We start from the raw sequence: 18,811 nt of genomic DNA on the forward strand, positions 1-18,811 counted from the left end.
CTTAATTTGTAAATTTTATTCGGTGCGAGTCTTTATCGATTCAATGATCTTATAAAAGGCATCGGGCTTGACTGCACTTTGTCCTTTAAATGGCTGGTCAGTAATCACTAATAGTGAAATTAAAGCACCTAAGGTCACCGGCAATATTTTGAGTCCAAATACGAATGAGTCTGATGGCAAAAACAAGGTATTGATAGCAACCAGAGAAAAAATACAGATCGAAATCACAATCCAGAATAATCCAGGCAGATGAATACTGGCTCGTTCTATGCGGGCCTCCCTACTCTCAGCCACCTCTTCTGACTTTTTAATGATGTCCGTGTACATCGCAATTTGACGATTAGTAACCGGCTCCAAAGACATAATCTTACGAGAGATACCGCGCCAGAGCATATGCGTCTTGCTGCTGCCCTGTGCCTTTTCCAAATTGGGCCATTCATCATTAACGATTGAATTCATGTACTCAAAGAGTTCTTTACGAATTACCGGAACAGCAGGATCTCCATATCGAGTGAGCAGGCGATCTAAATTATTAATCCGCCCCGCTTCTTGAGACACCAAGGATTGCACTTCACGCAAATTCATTTGCGCTTGATTTAAGAGAAAACCGATCAGCAATCCACTTAAAGTAATGATGGATCCAAACAGGCTCAATCCTAGACGCGTACTATCTTGCGACGGCACCAATGCCGGAATCGATTGCAGCACCCGTGGAGCAGCATCTAGCAGCACCACAAAGAAACATACCAGCAAAATCAGGATCTGGACGTTGCTTCGCTTATAAATCCAATTAAAGAGCATGTGAAATCCAATTTTTGCAATATTGATTGACTAAGAATCAAGGATTGAGATACTTTTTGAGGAAATCAAGCGTTCTATCCCAAGCTAATTTGGCAGCTTCCGCGTTGTATTGCAAGGGTGGCAAACCGCGTGAATCCGATTTTGGGTTAGCAAAAGCGTGCTTCGCATCATAGCGATAAAACTCATGCGCAACACCCGCATCATTAAGTTTTGCATCTAGTTGATCAACACCTGATATCGCAAAGAAATCATCATGGGTTGCCCAGTGCGCCATCATCGGCTTCGTAATTGCCTTAGCATCAACATACTCTAATGGGGGGTAGCCATACCAAACTACTGTTCCGTCGAGCTCAGGCACATTGCATGCCGACAATACAGTTAATGCACCGCCCATGCAAAATCCAGTCACTGCTACTTTAGAGCTCCCCGTCGCTTTGAGGTACTGGACTGCACCACGAATATCCTGTCCTGCAGCATCGCCAAAATTAAGATCGCCCATGAGGTGCTCGGCCTCTTTTGCTTCTAATGCCAGCTTGCCACGATACAGATCCGGAACAAGTGCGCGATAGCCAGCTTTAGCCAAACGATCGGCTACGGACTTCACTTCATCATCCAAACCCCACCACTCTTGAATAACCACTACTCCAGGAGCATTCTGCGCTTGTGAAGGCTCAGCCAAGTACCCATTTACAGTTTTGCCATCAGGTCTTTTGTATTCAATCATGTAATTTCCTTTTGCCTACTTAAGCTTACTTACTCGTTATTACGACTTCTTTGTATCAGAATGAATATATCCTACCAGCCAGAATGTCAGCAAGCCACAGGCTGCCGCACCATAACCCACTAGGCTATAGTGCTCCATCTTGCCATCAGGAGTAATGGTCACCACCAGACCCGCTAGAACGGATGCAATACCGGAGGCAAGCATCTGTGTAGAACCCACCAAACTCATAAAGGTTCCCCGAATTTTGGGCTCCACCAATTGACTGACGATTGCCATCGCTGGGATCATGCGCCCAGATATCAAAATGAAGAATGATGTGGAGTTAATCAATACCACCCACAATGGAACTGGCACTAGATTGGTTGTAACTAACAAAGGAATAAGGCTAATAATGGCAAGCACTCGGAATACCTTAACCTTGCCATACTTATCAGCCATATGGCCGATCAGCCTAGAACTCATTAAGGTAGCAATTCCGCCGCATAAATAAATTAAAGAAATATAGGAATTAGCAACACCTACATTTGATGTGAGATATAGGGCGATATAGGGAATCACAGAGAAGCCTGTAATCATAATCAAGCCCATGAATAGAAAGGCGCGTGCATGATGATGGGCTATTGCAATCTCATAGATTTGCTTAAAGCGATTGCCTTCTTGTACGTGATGCAGGTGACCAGCTATCTTAGGGATGTTGCGGTATCCAATCAGCAGAATCACTATTGAGACAAGACCAATAAATAAAAAAGGTGCGCGCCATCCTAAAAACGAAATATGGTTTGCCAGAAATAAACTGAGGGGCACTCCAGCTACGGTCGATACCGAGAATGCTGCCATCACCGTTCCAAGCGCCTTACCTCTTCTCTCAAACGGAATAGAGTCGGCAACAATCGTTTGAACAAAAGAACCTAGGATGCCGCCAAATGCGCCAGCGCAAGCACGCGCGATAAATAACATGTGATAGTTCGGCGCAAACGCGCAAGCAACCGTTGCAATAATAAAGTAGACATACAAGCGCAACAGCAACTGCCTTCTTTCAAAACGATCGATGTAATAGGTCGCAAATATTCCCGCTATCGCTGCAGCAAAGGTATATGAAGAAAGCAATAAACCAAACTCATGGGTATTAATTGATAGCGCTGCAATGAACTGAGGCCCTAAGGGCATCATGATCATGAAATCCAGAATGTGCGTGAACTGTATGCCTGCTAACGCCAGGAGGAAGAATCGCTCATGCCTGCTGGATTGAAAGAGATTTTGGCTATCGGGTTTACTCAAGGACTTGCTTTACACGTGGTAATTGATATGACATTATCGTCTTACCTGCCATTCTTTGCACTGAAGACTCATCCTCCGCCATGACCAATCTTGTTGACCTTACTACCCAATCGACCGCCTTTGGCATTCCACTAATTCCACTGCTTAAAGATAGTTTTTATGGGCTTATTGGACTTACGGCTGTACTCATTTTTCATGGGGCATTCATTAATCACATCACAATGCGATTTGAAATAAGCACCGATAGTTTCATCAGGGCAAGTAAATATAACCGTGTATTTTTCCGCTTTTACCTCGCGTTTCTCTTCATTGCCTTAATCCATGTTGCCGAAATTTTTATCTGGGCCGCATACCTAATCAAACTCGACCTCATTCATGACCCGATTGGATCATTATTATTTGCGGGCAGTTGCTACACTACCATTGGTTTTGTAGCCGACATTCTTCCTTTTGGCTGGAAAAGTCTCGCTTTCTTTATAGCGCTTTCAGGCTTGTTTTCCATAGCATGGACCACTTCAATCATGGTCGGCATGACCAATACTTACAAAATTGCTTGGAAACTCAAATACAAGTATTACGACCCTAAGAATTCTTGATGTAGTACCCGTAAACACAGCGACTCCCTCGCCTTGAGGGATCATGCGTATCGTGCAATACCCCGTCGATGACAGTAGTGAGGTGTTTTGAGACTTTCACAATTAAAGTTCCTTTTGGCAACTCATCTGGTCTTAGGTGAACTTGACATCCAGCACCGACCCTCATAGTAGGCACCCATTGAAATCCCTGCTTGAGTATGTATTCATGAAATACATTTCGGTGATTGCCGTTGCGGGGCGAAGAACCTCGTTGTTTTAGCATTCTAGAGAGCTTGTTATCACGCTCTTGCGCATAGTGCGCATTGGCATCACGCAAGTCCTCATACACCTGCATGTATGGTAATCCAGTTGCAATCGCGATTGACCTCACCACGCAATCTCCTGCCCCACCTATAAATCCCGCCGCAGAACGACCGCCATCATTTATCCGTAACGGATATGTTTGATGGGGGCGAGTTAGTCGGGTGAAGAAGCTGAACATGCTTGTTGGAGATGATTCTGATTTAGGCAAACAAAAATGGATTTGCCTTTCGACAAATCCATTTTGGAGTCATGTAATCCAGATGAAAATCTAGATTATTTTGCCGCCTTTTTTACTTCCAAACGCCATGCATGCAAGAGTGGCTCGGTGTAGCCATTCGGTTGCTCAAGGCCTTTGAAAATCAGATCGCTAGCCGCTTTGTAAGCATAGGAATCTTTGTAATTTGGCATCATTGGCTTGTACAGTGGATCACCTGCATTTTGACCGTCTACTACTTTGGCCATACGTTGCAAAGTTTCATTCACTTGATCAGCAGTAACGATGCCATGCAATAACCAGTTAGCAATATGCTGACTAGAAATACGTAATGTTGCACGGTCTTCCATCAAGCCTACGTTATGAATATCAGGAACCTTGGAGCAACCAACACCCTGGTCAATCCAACGAACCACATAACCCAAGATGCCTTGGCAGTTGTTATCCAACTCTTGCTGAATCTCTTCCTTAGACCAATTCGCTTGCTCTGCCACAGGAATAGTTAACAAGTCATTTAACAAAGCTTCTGCTTCAGCTGCAGTGCCGAGCTTTTCCATCTCTTTTTGGAGCTCAGCCACGTTTACTTGGTGATAGTGAAGCGCATGCAAGGTAGCCGCAGTTGGTGATGGCACCCAAGCAGTGTTAGCACCTGCCTTTGGATGAACAATCTTCTGCTCAACCATGGCTTTCATCATATCTGGCATTGCCCACATACCTTTACCGATTTGAGCGCGGCCACGCAAGCCACAATCTAAACCAGCAAACACGTTACGACGCTCATATGCAGATAACCACTTGCTGGTCTTCATATCGCCTTTGCGAATCATCGGGCCAGCATACATAGAGGTATGCATCTCATCGCCAGTACGATCCAAGAAGCCAGTATTAATGAATGCTACACGCGCACCAGCAGCTGCGATTGCCGCCTTAATATTTGCGCTCATACGACGCTCTTCGTCCATGATGCCGAGTTTTACGGTATCAGCTGGCAGGCCTAATAACTTCTCTACGCGACCGAAGAGTTCAGCGGCAAATGCCACCTCTTCTGGGCTATGCATTTTTGGCTTAACGATATAAACAGAACCTTTACGGGTATTACCGATTGCCTGTGTAGCTGGGCGATTAATGTCGTATAGAGCGATCAATACTGTTACAACCGCATCCAAAATACCTTCGTAAATCTCTTTGCCTTCGCCAGTCAAAATTGCTGGGTTGGTCATCAAGTGGCCAACGTTACGGAGGAACAAGAGTGAGCGACCATGCAAAGTCACCACGCCATCTTTGGCGTTTACTGCGCCAATACCTGCCTTGTACTTACGGTCTGGATTCAGGGTGCGAGTAAAGGTCTTGCCGCCCTTGCTCACTTCCTCAACCAAAGTACCTTTCAAAATACCGAGCCAGTTCTCATAAGCGAGCACTTTATCGTCACCGTCAACTGCGGCAATAGAGTCTTCCAAATCCAAAATGGTTGAAAGCGCTGCTTCAAGCACTACATCATTGACGCCAGCTGGATCACCAGCACCAATAGTTTTACTCTTGTCGATCTCGATATCGATATGGACACCGTTGTTACGCAAAAGCACAGAGCTTGGAGCTGCCGCATCACCTTGATAACCCACAAACTGCTTCTCGTCTGCGAGGCCAGTAGTAGAGCCATCCTTGAGCTTCACAGATAACTTATTGCCATCTACTGTGTACGCCACTGAATCACGGTGCGAACCTTTTGCCAAAGGAGCCGCTTGATCCAAGAAGTTGCGTGCATAAGCAACAACTTTTGCACCACGTATTGGGTTGTACGCCCCTGCTTTGCTTGCGCCATCATCTTCGGAGATTACGTCTGTGCCATACAAAGCGTCATATAAAGAACCCCAACGGGCATTAGCAGCATTCAAGGCATAACGAGCATTGAGTACAGGAACAACTAATTGAGGACCTGCTTGGAGAGCTAATTCATCATCAACGTTTTTGGTAGTACCAGCAACTTTTCCTGGAACATCATCGAGATATCCAATTTCTTTTAAGAATTTGCGATACGCAGGCATATCTTTGATCGGACCACGATTGGCTTGATGCCATTTATCCAAATCCAACTGAATGCGGTCACGCTTGGCCAATAACGCTTCATTTTTAGGAGTTAAGTCTTTAACGATTTCATCAAAGCCCTTCCAAAAGTCAGCACTCTTAATGCCAGTTCCAGGAAGCACTTTGTCTTCGATAAAACGATATAGAGGAGTTGCCACTTGAAGGCTATTGCAGGTAGTACGCGCAGTCATGTTTAAACCTTAGTTCGAATGCAAAAAGTTGAGTTATTTAAGTTAGTAAAGCGAATCGATTATTTTCCATCAATCCTGAAAAGGATGCTGGAGCAGGATCGTTTCATCGCGCTCTGGGCCTGTAGACACCATGGCGATCGGTTTTCCAGCCACTTCCTCGATGCGACGCAGGAAGTTTTGAGCCTCAACCGGCAACTTGTCCCACTCACGTATACCGAAAGTAGTGCCTTTCCACCCTGGGAAATCTTCGTAAATTGGCTCACAGCGAGCTACGGATTCCGCACCACGTGGCAATACCTCCAGCTTCTTACCATCCAAGGCATAGCCAACGCACAAACGAATAGTCTCTAAGCCATCAAGCACATCTAGCTTAGTAATACACAAGCCTGATAGGCCATTGATCTGAATAGATCGTTTGAGTGCAGCAGCATCCAACCAACCCGTACGACGTGGGCGACCTGTTACAGAACCAAACTCCTTGCCTACTTCCGCGAGACGCACGCCGATTGGATCTTGTCTTGCTGGATTGTCATGGTCATATAACTCACTCGGAAATGGACCCGCACCAACACGAGTGCAATACGCTTTAGTAATACCCAAAATGTATTGCAATGAATCTGGGCCAACACCGGATCCCGCAGCCGCATTACCGGCCACACAGTTACTAGAAGTTACGTATGGATAGGTGCCATGATCAATATCAAGCAATGTCCCTTGCGCACCTTCAAACAAAAGATTTTGACCAGCTTGCTCAGCAGCATATAAGGCGCTAGATACGTCCACCACCATTGGCTTGAGGCGCTCTGCGTAAGACAACGCTTCAGCCAGCGTCTTTTCATAATTTACAGGCTCTGCACCATAGTAATTGGTGAGCATGAAGTTGTGATACTCCAAGTTCTCACGCAATTGCGCTGCAAACTTCTCTGGGTAAAACAAATCTTGAACGCGTAAAGCGCGGCGTGCCACCTTATCTTCATAAGCTGGGCCAATGCCACGGCCGGTTGTACCAATCTTGGCTTCACCACGCTTCTTCTCGCGCGCATGATCAATCGCAACGTGGTACGGCAGAATCAATGTGGTCGCTTCAGAAATCTTCAATCGTGATTGCACATTCAAACCAGCCGATTCTAGTTCGCCAATCTCTTTAAAGAGCGCTTCTGGTGACAGCACAACGCCATTGCCGATATAGCAAATAACATCTTTGTGCATGATTCCAGATGGAATCAAACGCAAAATGGTTTTCTTATCGCCAATGATTAAAGTATGTCCTGCATTGTGCCCACCCTGAAAGCGAACCACTGCTTGCGCGTGATCAGTCAGCCAATCGACTACTTTACCCTTGCCTTCATCACCCCACTGGGTACCAATGACAACGACGTTACGACCTTGTGCTTGCTGCTTTGAAGACATATTCAATCCAAAAAGATAATTACAAAAATAGGTTAAGGGTAAAAATTCGCTTTATTTGGTTCTTATTTATTTCTTACTTCTTTGCTTCTTACTTGTTCGTTACTTACTTCTTCTTTACTTCCCAAGAGCTTCCCTGCTTTATCAACTCTCGATCACATTCATATTCAGCCGCTTCAACAGCTTCGCCAGCGAGCACTTGAATAACCACCTCACCGCGATTACGCAGATCGGCAATTGCTTTTTCCAGTGCAGCATCTTGCACCCAAGGCGCCAAGATTGCCATCTTGCGAACACTTAATGGGGACAAGCTTGCTAATGTCAATAAATCTAATGAGAAACCAGTTGCTGGGCGTGAACGACCAAACGCTTGACCAACTTGGTCATAGCGACCACCTCTTGCAATCGGCTGAGGCAAACCATCCACATAAGCGGCAAACATCACACCGCTGTGGTACTGATAACCTCGCAGATCAGCAAGATCAATGCTGAGCTCAAGATTGTTATTCACCTTGCTAGCAGAAACAATACGCTCTAAATCGGCTAGCGCCTGATCTACCGCTGCGTGTTTTGGCAAAACCTTCTTAGCATTTGCCAACACTTCTGCACATGGGCCATTGAGTTCAGTTAATGCCAGCAATCCATCAGCTACTTTTGCAGGTAAGCATGTAGCCCATTGACGTAAACGAGGACGATCCTTGCTTTGCAAAAGGCTATATAAAGATTCAATAGTGTCTTTGTCCAGCATTTGATCTGCCAAGATGCCAGTCAGAATTCCAGCATGAGACAAATCTAAGTAGACTTTTTTCAGTCCAGCAACATCTAATGTTTTAAGAAGCAAGGTAATCGCCTCAAAGTCAGCTTCCCAGCTCGCGCAACCATAAATCTCCGCACCTAGCTGCAACTGCTCACGAGAAGAGCTACCCACTGGCGTACGGGCATGCGCCACAGAGCCTGCATAACAAAGACGAGTTACGCCTGCGCGATTTAATAAGTGCGCATCAATACGTGCAACCTGAGGAGTAATGTCAGCACGCAAGCCTAAGGTACGGCCAGAAAGTTGATCAACCAACTTAAAGGTCTGCAAATTTAGATCGGAGCCTGTGCCAGTTAACAATGAATCTAGGAACTCCAAGATCGGAGGTGCTACGAGCTCATAACCATAGGATTGGTAGAGATCCAAAATCGAGCGGCGCAAAGATTCTACTTTGCGAGCCTGTGCTGGCAATACATCTGCAATATCTTCAGGAAGTAACCAACGATTCATGATGTGAACTATTCGCTTTCTTATTTTTTACGCAGGTACTTCAGAAATTCATTATTGGTATCCAATACGATCACATCCTTCTTGTCTTTAAAGGTATTGCGATAAGTCTGGAGACTCTTATAGAATTCCGCAAATTCGGGATCCTTTGAAAACGCTTCGTTATAAATAGCTATTGCCTTTGCGTCTCCTGCCCCTTTGATTTTTTGGGCATCACGATAGGCTTCCGCTAGGATCGTATCGCGCTGACGCTCAGCATTAGCGCGAATTTTGTCTGACTCGGCAGCGCCCATTGAGCGCAACTCATTTGCTACGCGTTTACGCTCCGCCTCCATGCGACGATATACGGAATCACTAATTTCAGCTAATAAATCGACGCGCTTTAGTCGCACATCCACAATCTCGACACCGATATCTGAAGCATCATCAGCTACTTTTTTACGAATACCCTGCATCACTTGCTCACGTTGATCTGAGATCAATTCACGAACGGTGCGTTTGGTAAATTCTTCATTCAGGGCGGAACGCACCAACTGAGTTAAACGATCTTGAGCTAAGCGCTCATCACCTTTGAAGCTGATAAAGAATTTACGCGGATCCACAATGCGCCATTTCACATAAGAATCAACTAGTAGATTCTTCTTTTCAGCGGTAATGAAACGCTCTGCTTCTGGATTGTCAATCGTTAGAATGCGGCGGTCAAAAAAACGCACGCTCTCAAATGGTGCCGGGAACTTCACCTGAATACCAGGCTTCTCGATCACACGAACAATCTGACCAAATGAAAAGACTACAGCGAACTTACGCTGATCCACTACGAAGATGCTCGATGAGAGCACATAGATCAATGCGACAAAGCCAATAATGGCAGCAATCAGGCGATTAGCATTCATTAGCGTGAATCCCGATCGCGACTACGCAAGCCATCACGCTTGTCTACCGACTTACCGCCAGTAGCATTTGATGAGTTTGCAGGGCTTATTGCACTTGGCGGTGCAGTTGTGGATGATGCAGAAGTTACTCCAGGGTTTGCGCTTGCAGATCCACCAACAGTCACTGACCCTGTTGGTGTTGGCGTATTTGCAGTCGCTGGCACACCCGTAGCTTGTGCAGATTCCGCATTGACTTGCGAGACCAACTTATCAAGTGGCAAATACAACAAACTATTGCTCTTATTGGTGTCAACCAAAATCTTAGTGACGTTGCCGTATATCTCGTTCATCGTATCGAGGTACATCTGATTACGCGTAACCTGCCTCCCCTTTGTATATTCCGGCAAGATTTGCTTGAAACGCGCGGCATCGCCTTCAGCGGTAGCGACTACCCCCGCTTTGTAACCTTCAGCCTCTTGAATCAAGCGAGCGGCAGTTCCTTTAGCGCGTGGAATGATGTCATTCGCGTAGGCCTCGCCTTCGCTCTTCAGGCGCTCTTGGTCTTGACCCGCTTTAACTGCATCATCAAAGGCGGCTTGAACTTGTTCTGGAGGTTGTACGTTTTGTACTGTAACGCTGGTGACATAAATACCAGCCTTATAGCTATCCAGAATTTTCTGAATTGAACCGGCTAAATCAATGCCAATTTTTTCGCGCCCTTCATACAAAACCGTATCCATCTTGCTACGCGCCACAATCTCACGCACTGCAGTTTCAGCTGCTTGCACAACCGCTGCATCAGGATCGCGATTGTTAAACAAGTAATCGGTTGGATCTTTCAGGCGATATTGCACGGCAAAGCGCACATCAATAATGTTTTCATCTTCCGTCAACATGGAAGAATCTTTTTGATTGGTTGCCTTAATGAGTACTGGGCGCCCCACTTCAACAGAACGCACACCAGATAGGTTAACGGTCTCTTCTGTTTGAATCGGCCATGGCAAGTGCCAGTTAATACCTGACTTAGCGGTGTAATCGTACTTGCCAAAAGTCAGAACAACGCCTGCTTGCCCTTCTTGAATAATAAAGAAGCCACTGCACAACCAAACAAAAGCGGCAATTCCAATTGCTACCAAAAATCCCTTTTTGGATTCAAATGGGTTTACGAAATTGAAGTCAGGGGCGGAGAAACCATTATTACCCCCTCCATTTCCGAAATTGCCACGTTGTGATGGTGGAGGAATATCGGTGCTGTTTGGTTTATTGGTATTCGGGTTTGGACTGGAGTTATTGCTGCCATTCACACTCGGTTTTTTCTTGCCGCCAAAGAGGCCTGCGATGCGGTCGTTGAAATCGCGCCACAATTCATCTAAATCAGGCGGGCCATCTGGTTTGGTTTGCTGACCAACTGGTTTATCAACTGGGGCATTTGTTTGCTCTGGATCTACTTTTGGAGCTTGACCATTTCCCTGCCCATCTTTGGCATCTTTAGACCCCTCATTAGAGCTATTGCCCCAATTGGGATCACTGACCGAAAAAAAGCCCAAGAATTTACGCATCATTCGAAAAATAGCTTCGGTTAGGTATCGGATTAAATTCGGATGACTCTGGTCGCTCAGGTAAAGGAGCTAAAAACTCCTCTGGAGTCATCTGAGTTTTGGCACGATTTTGTTCAGCCCTCATTTTATCAGTCATTTGGGAGCATTCCGCCAAGGTTGAGCGCAGCAAATCAAGGCCTAAGCCCGATTGGGCGGATAGGAAAATCTGGGCTGGGAAGCCCTGGGCATCCCTCTCTAAAACCGCCCCACGGGTAAAGGTTTGGGGCATCAGATCGATCTTATTCATGACCTCAATGCGGGGGATATCGTCAGCCCCGATTTCAGCCAAAACCGCCTCTACCTCAGCCTTTTGTTCTTTGGCAACAGGGCTACAAGCGTCGATGACATGCAAAATCAGGTCGGCATGGATGGTTTCATCCAAAGTTGCCCTAAAGGCCTCAACCAGTTGGTGGGGCAATTCCCGAATAAACCCCACCGTATCAGACACCACAATCGAGCCCACCCCATCTAAATGCACTTTTCTGGAGGTGGTATCGAGGGTGGCAAAAAGCTGATCAGCGGCATAAGTACCCGCCTTGGTTAAAGCATTAAATAAAGTCGATTTACCAGCATTGGTGTAACCAACCAAAGATACAGAAAACACATCCTTACGATTACGCGCCCTGCGTTGGGTACGCTGCTGACGCTGGAGCTTTTCTAATTCATTTTCTAAACGCTTAGCTTTGGTTGCCAACATCCTACGATCCAACTCCATCTGCGTTTCGCCAGGACCACCACGCACACCGATACCACCACGTTGACGCTCCAAGTGGCTCCATGCTCTCACCAATCGAGACATGCGATAACGCACTTGCGCTAATTCCACTTGAGTCTTACCAATGTGGCTTTGTGCGCGCTGACTAAAGATATCCAAGATCAAACCAGTGCGATCCATCACATGTCGCTCAATATGACGCTCAAGGTTGCGCTGCTGGGTTGGGGATAAAGGGTGATTAAAGATGGCTAACTCAGCATCTTGTTCTTCCATCACACGCTTTAATTCATTAGCTTTTCCAGAGCCAATGAATAAAGCGGGATCGGTTCTGCCCTTGCGGGCGATTACGCTAGCTGAGGGTATAGAGCCTGCGCTATCAGCCAAGAGGCTGAGTTCGGCCATGCTATCTGCAAAATCTTCGCGTCCTGTATCTACGCCTACCAGAACCGCGCGTGCCGCATCTACTCCAGTTTTATACAGAGCTGCCTTCTTCTATACGAAAGTCAATGGCGCGAGCAGGGACGATCGTAGAGATCGCGTGCTTGTAAACCATTTGCGTCACAGTATTACGAAGCAACACAACGTATTGATCGAATGACTCAATATTGCCTTGCAATTTAATACCGTTAACAAGATAGATCGACACAGGAATGTGTTCTTTACGCAAAGCGTTCAGAAATGGATCTTGGAGTAATTGGATTTGTTTATTGCTCATACTGCTCCTAATTTATTTTTAATTTTTTATTGGTTTGTTTTTATGGGAGTCTTGCTTTTATTTATCTTGGTGTGTCTCAAAAACTGATTACTGAACTTGTCATATTGAGCCTAATTTTATAAAAATCAAGCCCTTACTCGAATCCAGGGTTAAAACAGTAGAAAACTAGCGCTTTTTCCCTTTTTTACCCTTGTCAGCATCAACATAGGGGTTTTTAGCGGTATTCATCTGAATTCGCAGAGGCGTTCCACGTAGCTTAAATACATCCCTAAAGCGACCTTCCAAATAACGCTTATAGCTATCGGTCACACCGCTTAAAGAGGTTCCATGAATCACCACAATCGGTGGGTTCATGCCGCCCTGGTGGGCATAACGTAATTTTGGCCTACCCATGCCAACTCGCTTGGGCTGCTGATGCTCTACTGCCTCTTGCAAGATACGAGTTAGGCGTGGGGTTGGCAGTTTTGCCATTGCCGCAGCGTACGCAGAATCGACATCCTTAAAGAGCTCTTTTAAGCCAGTACCCTTCTTCGCTGAGATCGGATGTACATTTGCGAAATCCAAGAAACGCAACTTTTGCGCAATCTCTAAACGCGCGCGCTCTTTAACGTAGGCATCGATACCATCCCACTTATTGACGGCAACCACTAAGGCACGTCCTGCTTCAACAATAAAGCCGGCGATATGCGCGTCTTGCTCGGAAATATCTTGCTGGGCATCGAGCATCAAAATCACCACATTGCAATCAGCAATCGCTTGCAATGTTTTTACAACGGAGAACTTTTCAATAGCTTCAAATACTTTGCCACGACGACGCAAGCCTGCTGTATCTACCAATATGTAAGGCTTGCCATTGCGCTCAAACGGCACTTCAATGGCATCCCTTGTCGTCCCCGGCATGTCAAATGCAATGACTCGCTCTTCACCAATTAATTTATTAATCAGGGTTGACTTACCAACGTTCGGGCGACCAACCACAGCAATCTTCATTGGGCGATTTGGGTCGCTTGCCTCTTCCTCATCTGGCTCTTCGATTCCCAAGGAATCGAGGGCATCATCAATCAGGCTACGAACACCATCACCATGTGCAGAAGAAATTGGGAAAGGCTCACCAAGTCCAAGCTCATGAAAATCCGCGGTTACAACACCCGCTTGCATGCCTTCGGTTTTATTCACTGCCAAAATGACAGGTCTACCGGACTTGCGTAAGAAATCCGCAATGACTCGGTCCTGCGGAGCTAAACCTAAACGGCCATCCACCAAGAAAATAACAATGTCAGACTCAGCAACCGCTTGCTTGGTTTGCTTTGCCATTTCAGCCACGATGCCAGTCTTCGCAACCGGCTCGAAACCACCAGTATCAACACAAATAAATGCGCGATCACCAATACGGCCTTTGCCGTAGTGACGGTCTCGCGTTAAACCAGAGAAGTCCGCGACTAATGCATCGCGGGAACGTGTCAAGCGATTAAAGAGAGTGGACTTGCCTACGTTGGGGCGCCCAACAATGGTGATAACTGGATTCATTTAGGACTATAAGCAGCGATCTTGCCGCCCTGTGACTGAATGATGATGAGTCCGCCGACTGCGATCGGTGCTGCAGAAATCGGATTGCTATCGTGACGAATACGTGCAACTATTTCACCATTCGCTTGCGCAAATGCATGTACATAACCTTGCGCATCGCCCATCAGCAATACCCTACCAACAGCAAGGGGCTCGCCAACATCACGGAATGTCAGCTTGGTATTTTCCCAAACTTGACTACCGTCTTTTGTCGCAAAAGCAAATACATGAGACTTTTCATTAGCGGAGAAGACTAAATCCGAGCTTTGCGCCGTACCGGTATAGCTTGAGAAATCCTTGAACCAAAGCAAGTTACCAGTACGCGCTTGACCGCAACCAATACGTCCTTGATAAGACACTGCGCAGAGAATTTCTCCATCCATACTCGGCTTTGCTGTCACATCATTCAAACGCTCAATTTCAGAGAAACCCTTTGGAAAGGATACCGGCGTTTCCCAAATCAAACCGCCATTAGCAAGCGCGATCATACCAAAGCGACCGCCAGCAAAACCAGTCACAATCACTTCATTATTAATTGGCAACATGCCATAACCAACACGCAATGACAAAGCGGATTGTTGACGCTGGTAATTCCATTTGCGCGCGCCTGTTTGCGCGTCTAAGCCAATGAAGCGGTTATCTAGTGCACGAATAACCACAACGCCGCCCGCAACGACAGGCTCACTTAATACTTCGCTACCAACATTGACGTTCCAAAGGGCTTTGCCTGTATCGTCATAAGCGTACACATTGCCCTTAATCGTTACCGCCACAGTGGTGCGACCATCCGATCCAGGACCAATAGCCAAACGCTCAGGCACTGAAACTTCCCATACCTTATTACCAGAAGCTAAATCAATCTTTGCTAGATTGCCACGGTGTGATGCCGCATATACAGAATCTCCCGCAACAACCGGATGAAAGTTAAATGATTCCGATGAACCAACGCTGGTCGACCATACTGGTTGCAAATCAAACTGATTCTTCACTTCAACCAATTCAGCAGGTTTACGAACACGAGAGTTTCCAGAGCATGCCACCAAGGCTGCCGCAACCACTCCAAGAACCAAAACCTTGCTGGCGATCTTTACCATGCGCTTAGCCACTATCACTGTGCAACCCCTCCAACAGCATCTAGCTTGACCTTCAGGAGACGACGCGCCTCTTCCGGAAATTCTTTCGCCTGATCCAATTTCTTCCAAGCATCTTGGTAACTGGTTTTGGCTTCTTCATTTTTCTTCTGCGCCAAATACCAATCGCCACGACGCTCTAGCCAAAGAGCCTCAAAGCCTGCGATAGGTTTGCCCTGCAGGATCTGATCAGCTTCTGCAAAATCTTTTTCAGTACCCTGCTCGATTAATTGAGATACCAAACGCATCTTAGCCAAAGCAAGGTAAGCGTCATTGGAAGCGTTCTTAGCAGCCCAACGCAAATAATCCAAAGCTTTCGCGCTGTCGCCTGCATCAGAAGCAATACGAGCAGCAATTAAGCTGGACATTGGGGCATACGGTGTACGAGCAAAATCTTTTTGCAAATCATCAGCGGCGCGCAAAGTTTGTTCTTTATCACCCTTAGCAATAGCACTTACCATCGTTTCATATAACTTCGATGCTTCTAATGCCTGACTATTGCGCCACCATTGATATCCACTGTAAGTGGCATACGCAAATAAAGCAACTGTCGCAACGCCTGTAATAAGGTTGCGATACTTTTGCCAAAACGCTTTGAGTTGGTCTAGTTGTTCTTGTTCTTCTAAATCTAATGGCATATCAATCCAAACTCACAATCTAAGTTGATGTCTATATCGTTATTCTATTCGGAGGCACCAACCAAGGCGTCAATTGCCGCCTCAAGCACCCCATCTAAGGAAACGGTCTTTTGCTCCCCTGTGCCACGCAAGTCTTTAAGGGCAGCTTCGTTCTTAGCCAGCTCGTCTGGGCCAATAATGACCGCAAACGCCGCCCCACTAGCATCCGCCTTCTTCATTTGAGACTTAAAGCTGGCAGATTGGCCATCTGGGGGGCAGAACAAAATCGTATCAATACCTGCGCTACGTAAGCGCTCAGCAATAATCATGGCGGCAGTCAATGTCTCGCCACCTTGATGCAAAACAAAAATATCGCATTGCGCTTGAGGCTCCGGCAAGGAACCAGAAACCTTCATTAGCTCGAGAACACGTTCCATACCCATTGCCCAACCACAAGCAGGTGCTGCTTTACCACCCATGCGTTCAATTAATGGGTCATAGCGACCACCGCCCGCAATCGTGCCTTGCGCACCTAGCTCGTCAGTGATCCATTCGAAAACAGTGAGGTTGTAATAATCCAAACCGCGTACTAAGCGTGGATTAATTTTGCAAGGAATGTTGTTTGCCTTCAGTAAAGCTTGAACCGCTTCAAAATGCTTGAGCGATTCTTCACCCAAGAAATCCAATAACTTTGGTGCGCCTTCAATCAAGGCTTGCATCTCTGGATTTTTAGAATCCAAAATGCGTAATGGGTTTGTAAGCAGGCGACGTTGAGAATCTTCATCTAGTTGTGACTGATTTTTTTCAAAGTAAGCCACTAAAGCCGCACGATGCTCGGCGCGTTCATTTGCTTGGCCTAATGAGTTGATCTCTAGGCGGACGCCCTTCAAACCCAACTCATCCCAAAGGCGCTGTCCCATGAGAATGATTTCTGCATCAATATCCGGGCCAGCAAAACCCAATGCCTCGATACCAAACTGGTGGAACTGGCGATAACGACCACGTTGTGGGCGCTCATGGCGGAACATCGGACCTGTGTACCAAAGACGCTTTGGTCCTTCGTAGAGTAGATTATTTTCAATAACGGAGCGCACTAATGCAGCAGTACCTTCGGGACGCAATGTGAGTTGCTCGCCATTGAGTCTATCTTCAAAGGAGTACATCTCCTTCTCAACAATATCGGTCACCTCACCAATGCCACGTTGAAATACGGCAGTCGCTTCCACAATTGGTGTTCTTAAAAACTCATAGCCATAAGCACGAGTGAGATCACGCAGAACATGCTCAAGGTGCGCCCACTGCGCAGCGTCGGCTGGCAATAAATCATTCATGCCACGCACGCCATTAATTTTTTGGACTTTAGCTTGTTTGTTCTGGTCAGTCATGTTGTTCTTGCTTTATTGTGCTTACTTTATTGTTCTTGCTTTTTTAGTTTTGCTCTTTTGTTTTGCTCTTATTTTTTATTTTGGAGCGTAGTTTTGTTTGACGTAGTCATCTACGATCACCTGAAACTCTTGAGCGATATTTTCGCCACGTAATGTCTTTACTTTAACCCCATCCACGAATACCGGGGCTGCAGGGGTCTCCCCCGTGCCGGGCAAGGAAATACCAATATTGGCATGCTTGCTTTCACCCGGCCCGTTCACGATGCAACCCATAACTGCCACATTCATATTTTCTACGCCAGGATGGGTTTTCTTCCAAACAGGCATTTGCTGGCGCAAGTAAGACTGAATATTGGCAGCCAATTCCTGGAAAGTGGTGCTGGTCGTTCTACCGCATCCAGGACATGCAATCACCATTGGCGTGAAATTACGCAAGCCCATGGTTTGCAAAATCTCTTGAGCAACGATGACTTCGTTCTCACGCGGGGCGCCAGGCTCTGGGGTTAAAGACACTCGAATGGTGTCGCCAATGCCCTCTTGCAACAAAATACCCATCGCCGCAGTAGAGGCCACAATTCCTTTGCTGCCCATTCCCGCTTCTGTTAGACCCAAATGCAATGGGTAGTCTGAGCGACGTGATAAATCACGATAGACAGCTACTAAGTCTTGTACATTGCTCACTTTGCATGAGAGCAAGATTTGATTAGGGCTCATACCCAACTCAACTGCTTTCTCGGCAGACTGCAATGCTGATTGAATCAACGCTTCAATCATCACCTCTTGCGCAGTCTTTGGAACTTCAAGGGCTGCATTGCTATCCATAATGGAGGCTAATAGATCCTGATCTAAGCTACCCCAGTTCACACCAATTCGTATTGGCTTGTCATATTTACAAGCCGCTTCAATCATTTGCGCAAATTGAGGATCACGCTTCGCACCCTTACCCACATTGCCTGGGTTGATGCGATATTTAGAGAGTGCTTTAGCGCATTCTGGAAAATCATTTAATAGCGTGTGGCCGTTGTAATGAAAGTCGCCAATCAAAGGCACCAAGATATCCATCTTGTCCAATTGCTCGCGGATATAAGGAACCGCAGCCGCTGCCTCAGGCGTATTGACAGTAATGCGCACCATCTCCGAACCTGCACGGGCCAATTCTTTTATCTGAATCGCTGTACCTACCGCATCAGCCGTATCTGTATTGGTCATTGACTGCACGCGTACAGGCGCATCGCCACCAACAGTAATGATGTTGGTTTTCCAAGCTACCTGCGCTTGGCGAGTAGCGCGCTTTGGCGATGGGCCCAAAGGCAATGGAGTTGGTTTTGTTGAATCGCTCATATCAATTTAATT

17 protein-coding genes are annotated in these 18,811 nt (G+C 46.4%); 1 reads left to right on the top strand and 16 read right to left on the bottom strand.

Annotated elements, in window-relative coordinates:
- Window positions 1-15: 15 nt before the first annotated feature.
- The 3 genes from DCO17_RS06480 to DCO17_RS06490 are packed head-to-tail and all read right to left on the bottom strand — an operon-like array spanning window position 16 to window position 2,803.
- Complete coding sequence (locus tag DCO17_RS06480; RefSeq protein ID WP_173955939.1) at window positions 16-801, bottom strand: bestrophin-like domain; 786 nt, start codon at window positions 799-801, stop codon at window positions 16-18.
- 37 nt (window positions 802-838) lie between these two features.
- The gene (locus DCO17_RS06485; protein WP_173955940.1) at window positions 839-1,525 is read right to left on the bottom strand and encodes a dienelactone hydrolase family protein; all 687 of its coding nucleotides are present in this window, start codon (window positions 1,523-1,525) and stop codon (window positions 839-841) included.
- A 39-nt stretch (window positions 1,526-1,564) separates the two neighbouring features.
- The gene (locus tag DCO17_RS06490; protein ID WP_173955941.1) at window positions 1,565-2,803 is read right to left on the bottom strand and encodes an MFS transporter; all 1,239 of its coding nucleotides are present in this window, start codon (window positions 2,801-2,803) and stop codon (window positions 1,565-1,567) included.
- A gap of 80 nt (window positions 2,804-2,883) precedes the next feature.
- Between DCO17_RS06490 and DCO17_RS06495 the strand changes: the two genes are divergently transcribed.
- Window positions 2,884-3,399, top strand: coding sequence for a hypothetical protein (locus DCO17_RS06495; RefSeq protein ID WP_173955942.1), 516 nt, complete (start codon window positions 2,884-2,886; stop codon window positions 3,397-3,399).
- Here DCO17_RS06495 and DCO17_RS06500 read toward each other — a convergent pair.
- From DCO17_RS06500 to ispG, 13 genes are all read right to left on the bottom strand, one after another.
- Window positions 3,386-3,880 carry a hypothetical protein gene (locus tag DCO17_RS06500; protein ID WP_173955943.1) on the bottom strand — a complete coding sequence of 165 codons (495 nt, stop codon included), beginning with the start codon at window positions 3,878-3,880 and terminating at the stop codon, window positions 3,386-3,388. The genes DCO17_RS06495 and DCO17_RS06500 overlap by 14 nt on opposite strands.
- A 95-nt stretch (window positions 3,881-3,975) precedes the next feature.
- The gene (locus DCO17_RS06505; protein WP_173955944.1) at window positions 3,976-6,189 is read right to left on the bottom strand and encodes a malate synthase G; all 2,214 of its coding nucleotides are present in this window, start codon (window positions 6,187-6,189) and stop codon (window positions 3,976-3,978) included.
- Window positions 6,190-6,258: 69 nt separating this feature from the next.
- Entirely contained in the window at window positions 6,259-7,599 is a 1,341-nt protein-coding gene (locus DCO17_RS06510) for an adenylosuccinate synthase (protein WP_173955945.1), read from the bottom strand.
- 103 nt (window positions 7,600-7,702) lie between these two features.
- Window positions 7,703-8,863 (bottom strand): ATP phosphoribosyltransferase regulatory subunit, encoded by a 1,161-nt coding sequence (locus tag DCO17_RS06515; RefSeq protein WP_173955946.1) that lies wholly within the window; start codon window positions 8,861-8,863, stop codon window positions 7,703-7,705.
- A gap of 20 nt (window positions 8,864-8,883) precedes the next feature.
- Window positions 8,884-9,753, bottom strand: a complete 870-nt coding sequence (gene hflC, locus DCO17_RS06520) for a protease modulator HflC (RefSeq protein ID WP_173955947.1) — start codon at window positions 9,751-9,753, stop codon at window positions 8,884-8,886.
- Complete coding sequence (hflK, locus tag DCO17_RS06525) at window positions 9,753-11,294, bottom strand: FtsH protease activity modulator HflK (RefSeq protein WP_173955948.1); 1,542 nt, start codon at window positions 11,292-11,294, stop codon at window positions 9,753-9,755. Before hflK ends, hflC begins: the two co-directional genes overlap by 1 nt.
- Window positions 11,284-12,525, bottom strand: coding sequence for a GTPase HflX (gene hflX, locus DCO17_RS06530; protein ID WP_496430660.1), 1,242 nt, complete (start codon window positions 12,523-12,525; stop codon window positions 11,284-11,286). Before hflX ends, hflK begins: the two co-directional genes overlap by 11 nt.
- Window positions 12,518-12,760, bottom strand: a complete 243-nt coding sequence (gene hfq / locus DCO17_RS06535) for an RNA chaperone Hfq (RefSeq protein WP_173955949.1) — start codon at window positions 12,758-12,760, stop codon at window positions 12,518-12,520. Before hfq ends, hflX begins: the two co-directional genes overlap by 8 nt.
- A gap of 165 nt (window positions 12,761-12,925) precedes the next feature.
- Window positions 12,926-14,287 carry a ribosome biogenesis GTPase Der gene (gene der / locus DCO17_RS06540; protein ID WP_173955950.1) on the bottom strand — a complete coding sequence of 454 codons (1,362 nt, stop codon included), beginning with the start codon at window positions 14,285-14,287 and terminating at the stop codon, window positions 12,926-12,928.
- Entirely contained in the window at window positions 14,284-15,432 is a 1,149-nt protein-coding gene (gene bamB / locus DCO17_RS06545; protein WP_254598725.1) for an outer membrane protein assembly factor BamB, read from the bottom strand. Before bamB ends, der begins: the two co-directional genes overlap by 4 nt.
- Window positions 15,433-15,434: 2 nt before the next feature.
- The gene (locus DCO17_RS06550) at window positions 15,435-16,094 is read right to left on the bottom strand and encodes a YfgM family protein (protein WP_173955951.1); all 660 of its coding nucleotides are present in this window, start codon (window positions 16,092-16,094) and stop codon (window positions 15,435-15,437) included.
- 44 nt (window positions 16,095-16,138) lie between these two features.
- Window positions 16,139-17,458, bottom strand: coding sequence for a histidine--tRNA ligase (gene hisS, locus DCO17_RS06555; protein WP_173955952.1), 1,320 nt, complete (start codon window positions 17,456-17,458; stop codon window positions 16,139-16,141).
- Between the two features lie 75 nt (window positions 17,459-17,533).
- Window positions 17,534-18,799: a flavodoxin-dependent (E)-4-hydroxy-3-methylbut-2-enyl-diphosphate synthase gene (gene ispG, locus DCO17_RS06560; protein WP_173955953.1), complete on the bottom strand. Its 1,266-nt coding sequence runs from the start codon at window positions 18,797-18,799 to the stop codon at window positions 17,534-17,536.
- Window positions 18,800-18,811 lie beyond the last annotated feature (12 nt).

The organism is Polynucleobacter tropicus, assembly GCF_013307225.1.
GTDB classification, from domain to species: domain Bacteria; phylum Pseudomonadota; class Gammaproteobacteria; order Burkholderiales; family Burkholderiaceae; genus Polynucleobacter; species Polynucleobacter tropicus.

Coding starts and splice junctions, on each gene's coding strand:
- DCO17_RS06485 (WP_173955940.1), bottom strand. CDS start 1,525: ATGATTGAATACAAAAGACCTGATGGCAAAACTGTAAATGGGTACTTG.
- DCO17_RS06510 (WP_173955945.1), bottom strand. CDS start 7,599: ATGTCTTCAAAGCAGCAAGCACAAGGTCGTAACGTCGTTGTCATTGGT.
- DCO17_RS06515 (WP_173955946.1), bottom strand. CDS start 8,863: ATGAATCGTTGGTTACTTCCTGAAGATATTGCAGATGTATTGCCAGCA.
- DCO17_RS06495 (WP_173955942.1), top strand. CDS start 2,884: ATGACCAATCTTGTTGACCTTACTACCCAATCGACCGCCTTTGGCATT.
- der (WP_173955950.1), bottom strand. CDS start 14,287: ATGAATCCAGTTATCACCATTGTTGGGCGCCCCAACGTAGGCAAGTCC.
- hfq (WP_173955949.1), bottom strand. CDS start 12,760: ATGAGCAATAAACAAATCCAATTACTCCAAGATCCATTTCTGAACGCT.
- DCO17_RS06550 (WP_173955951.1), bottom strand. CDS start 16,094: ATGCCATTAGATTTAGAAGAACAAGAACAACTAGACCAACTCAAAGCG.
- hisS (WP_173955952.1), bottom strand. CDS start 17,458: ATGACTGACCAGAACAAACAAGCTAAAGTCCAAAAAATTAATGGCGTG.
- DCO17_RS06480 (WP_173955939.1), bottom strand. CDS start 801: ATGCTCTTTAATTGGATTTATAAGCGAAGCAACGTCCAGATCCTGATT.
- ispG (WP_173955953.1), bottom strand. CDS start 18,799: ATGAGCGATTCAACAAAACCAACTCCATTGCCTTTGGGCCCATCGCCA.
- DCO17_RS06505 (WP_173955944.1), bottom strand. CDS start 6,189: ATGACTGCGCGTACTACCTGCAATAGCCTTCAAGTGGCAACTCCTCTA.
- hflK (WP_173955948.1), bottom strand. CDS start 11,294: ATGATGCGTAAATTCTTGGGCTTTTTTTCGGTCAGTGATCCCAATTGG.
- hflC (WP_173955947.1), bottom strand. CDS start 9,753: ATGAATGCTAATCGCCTGATTGCTGCCATTATTGGCTTTGTCGCATTG.
- DCO17_RS06500 (WP_173955943.1), bottom strand. CDS start 3,880: ATGTTCAGCTTCTTCACCCGACTAACTCGCCCCCATCAAACATATCCG.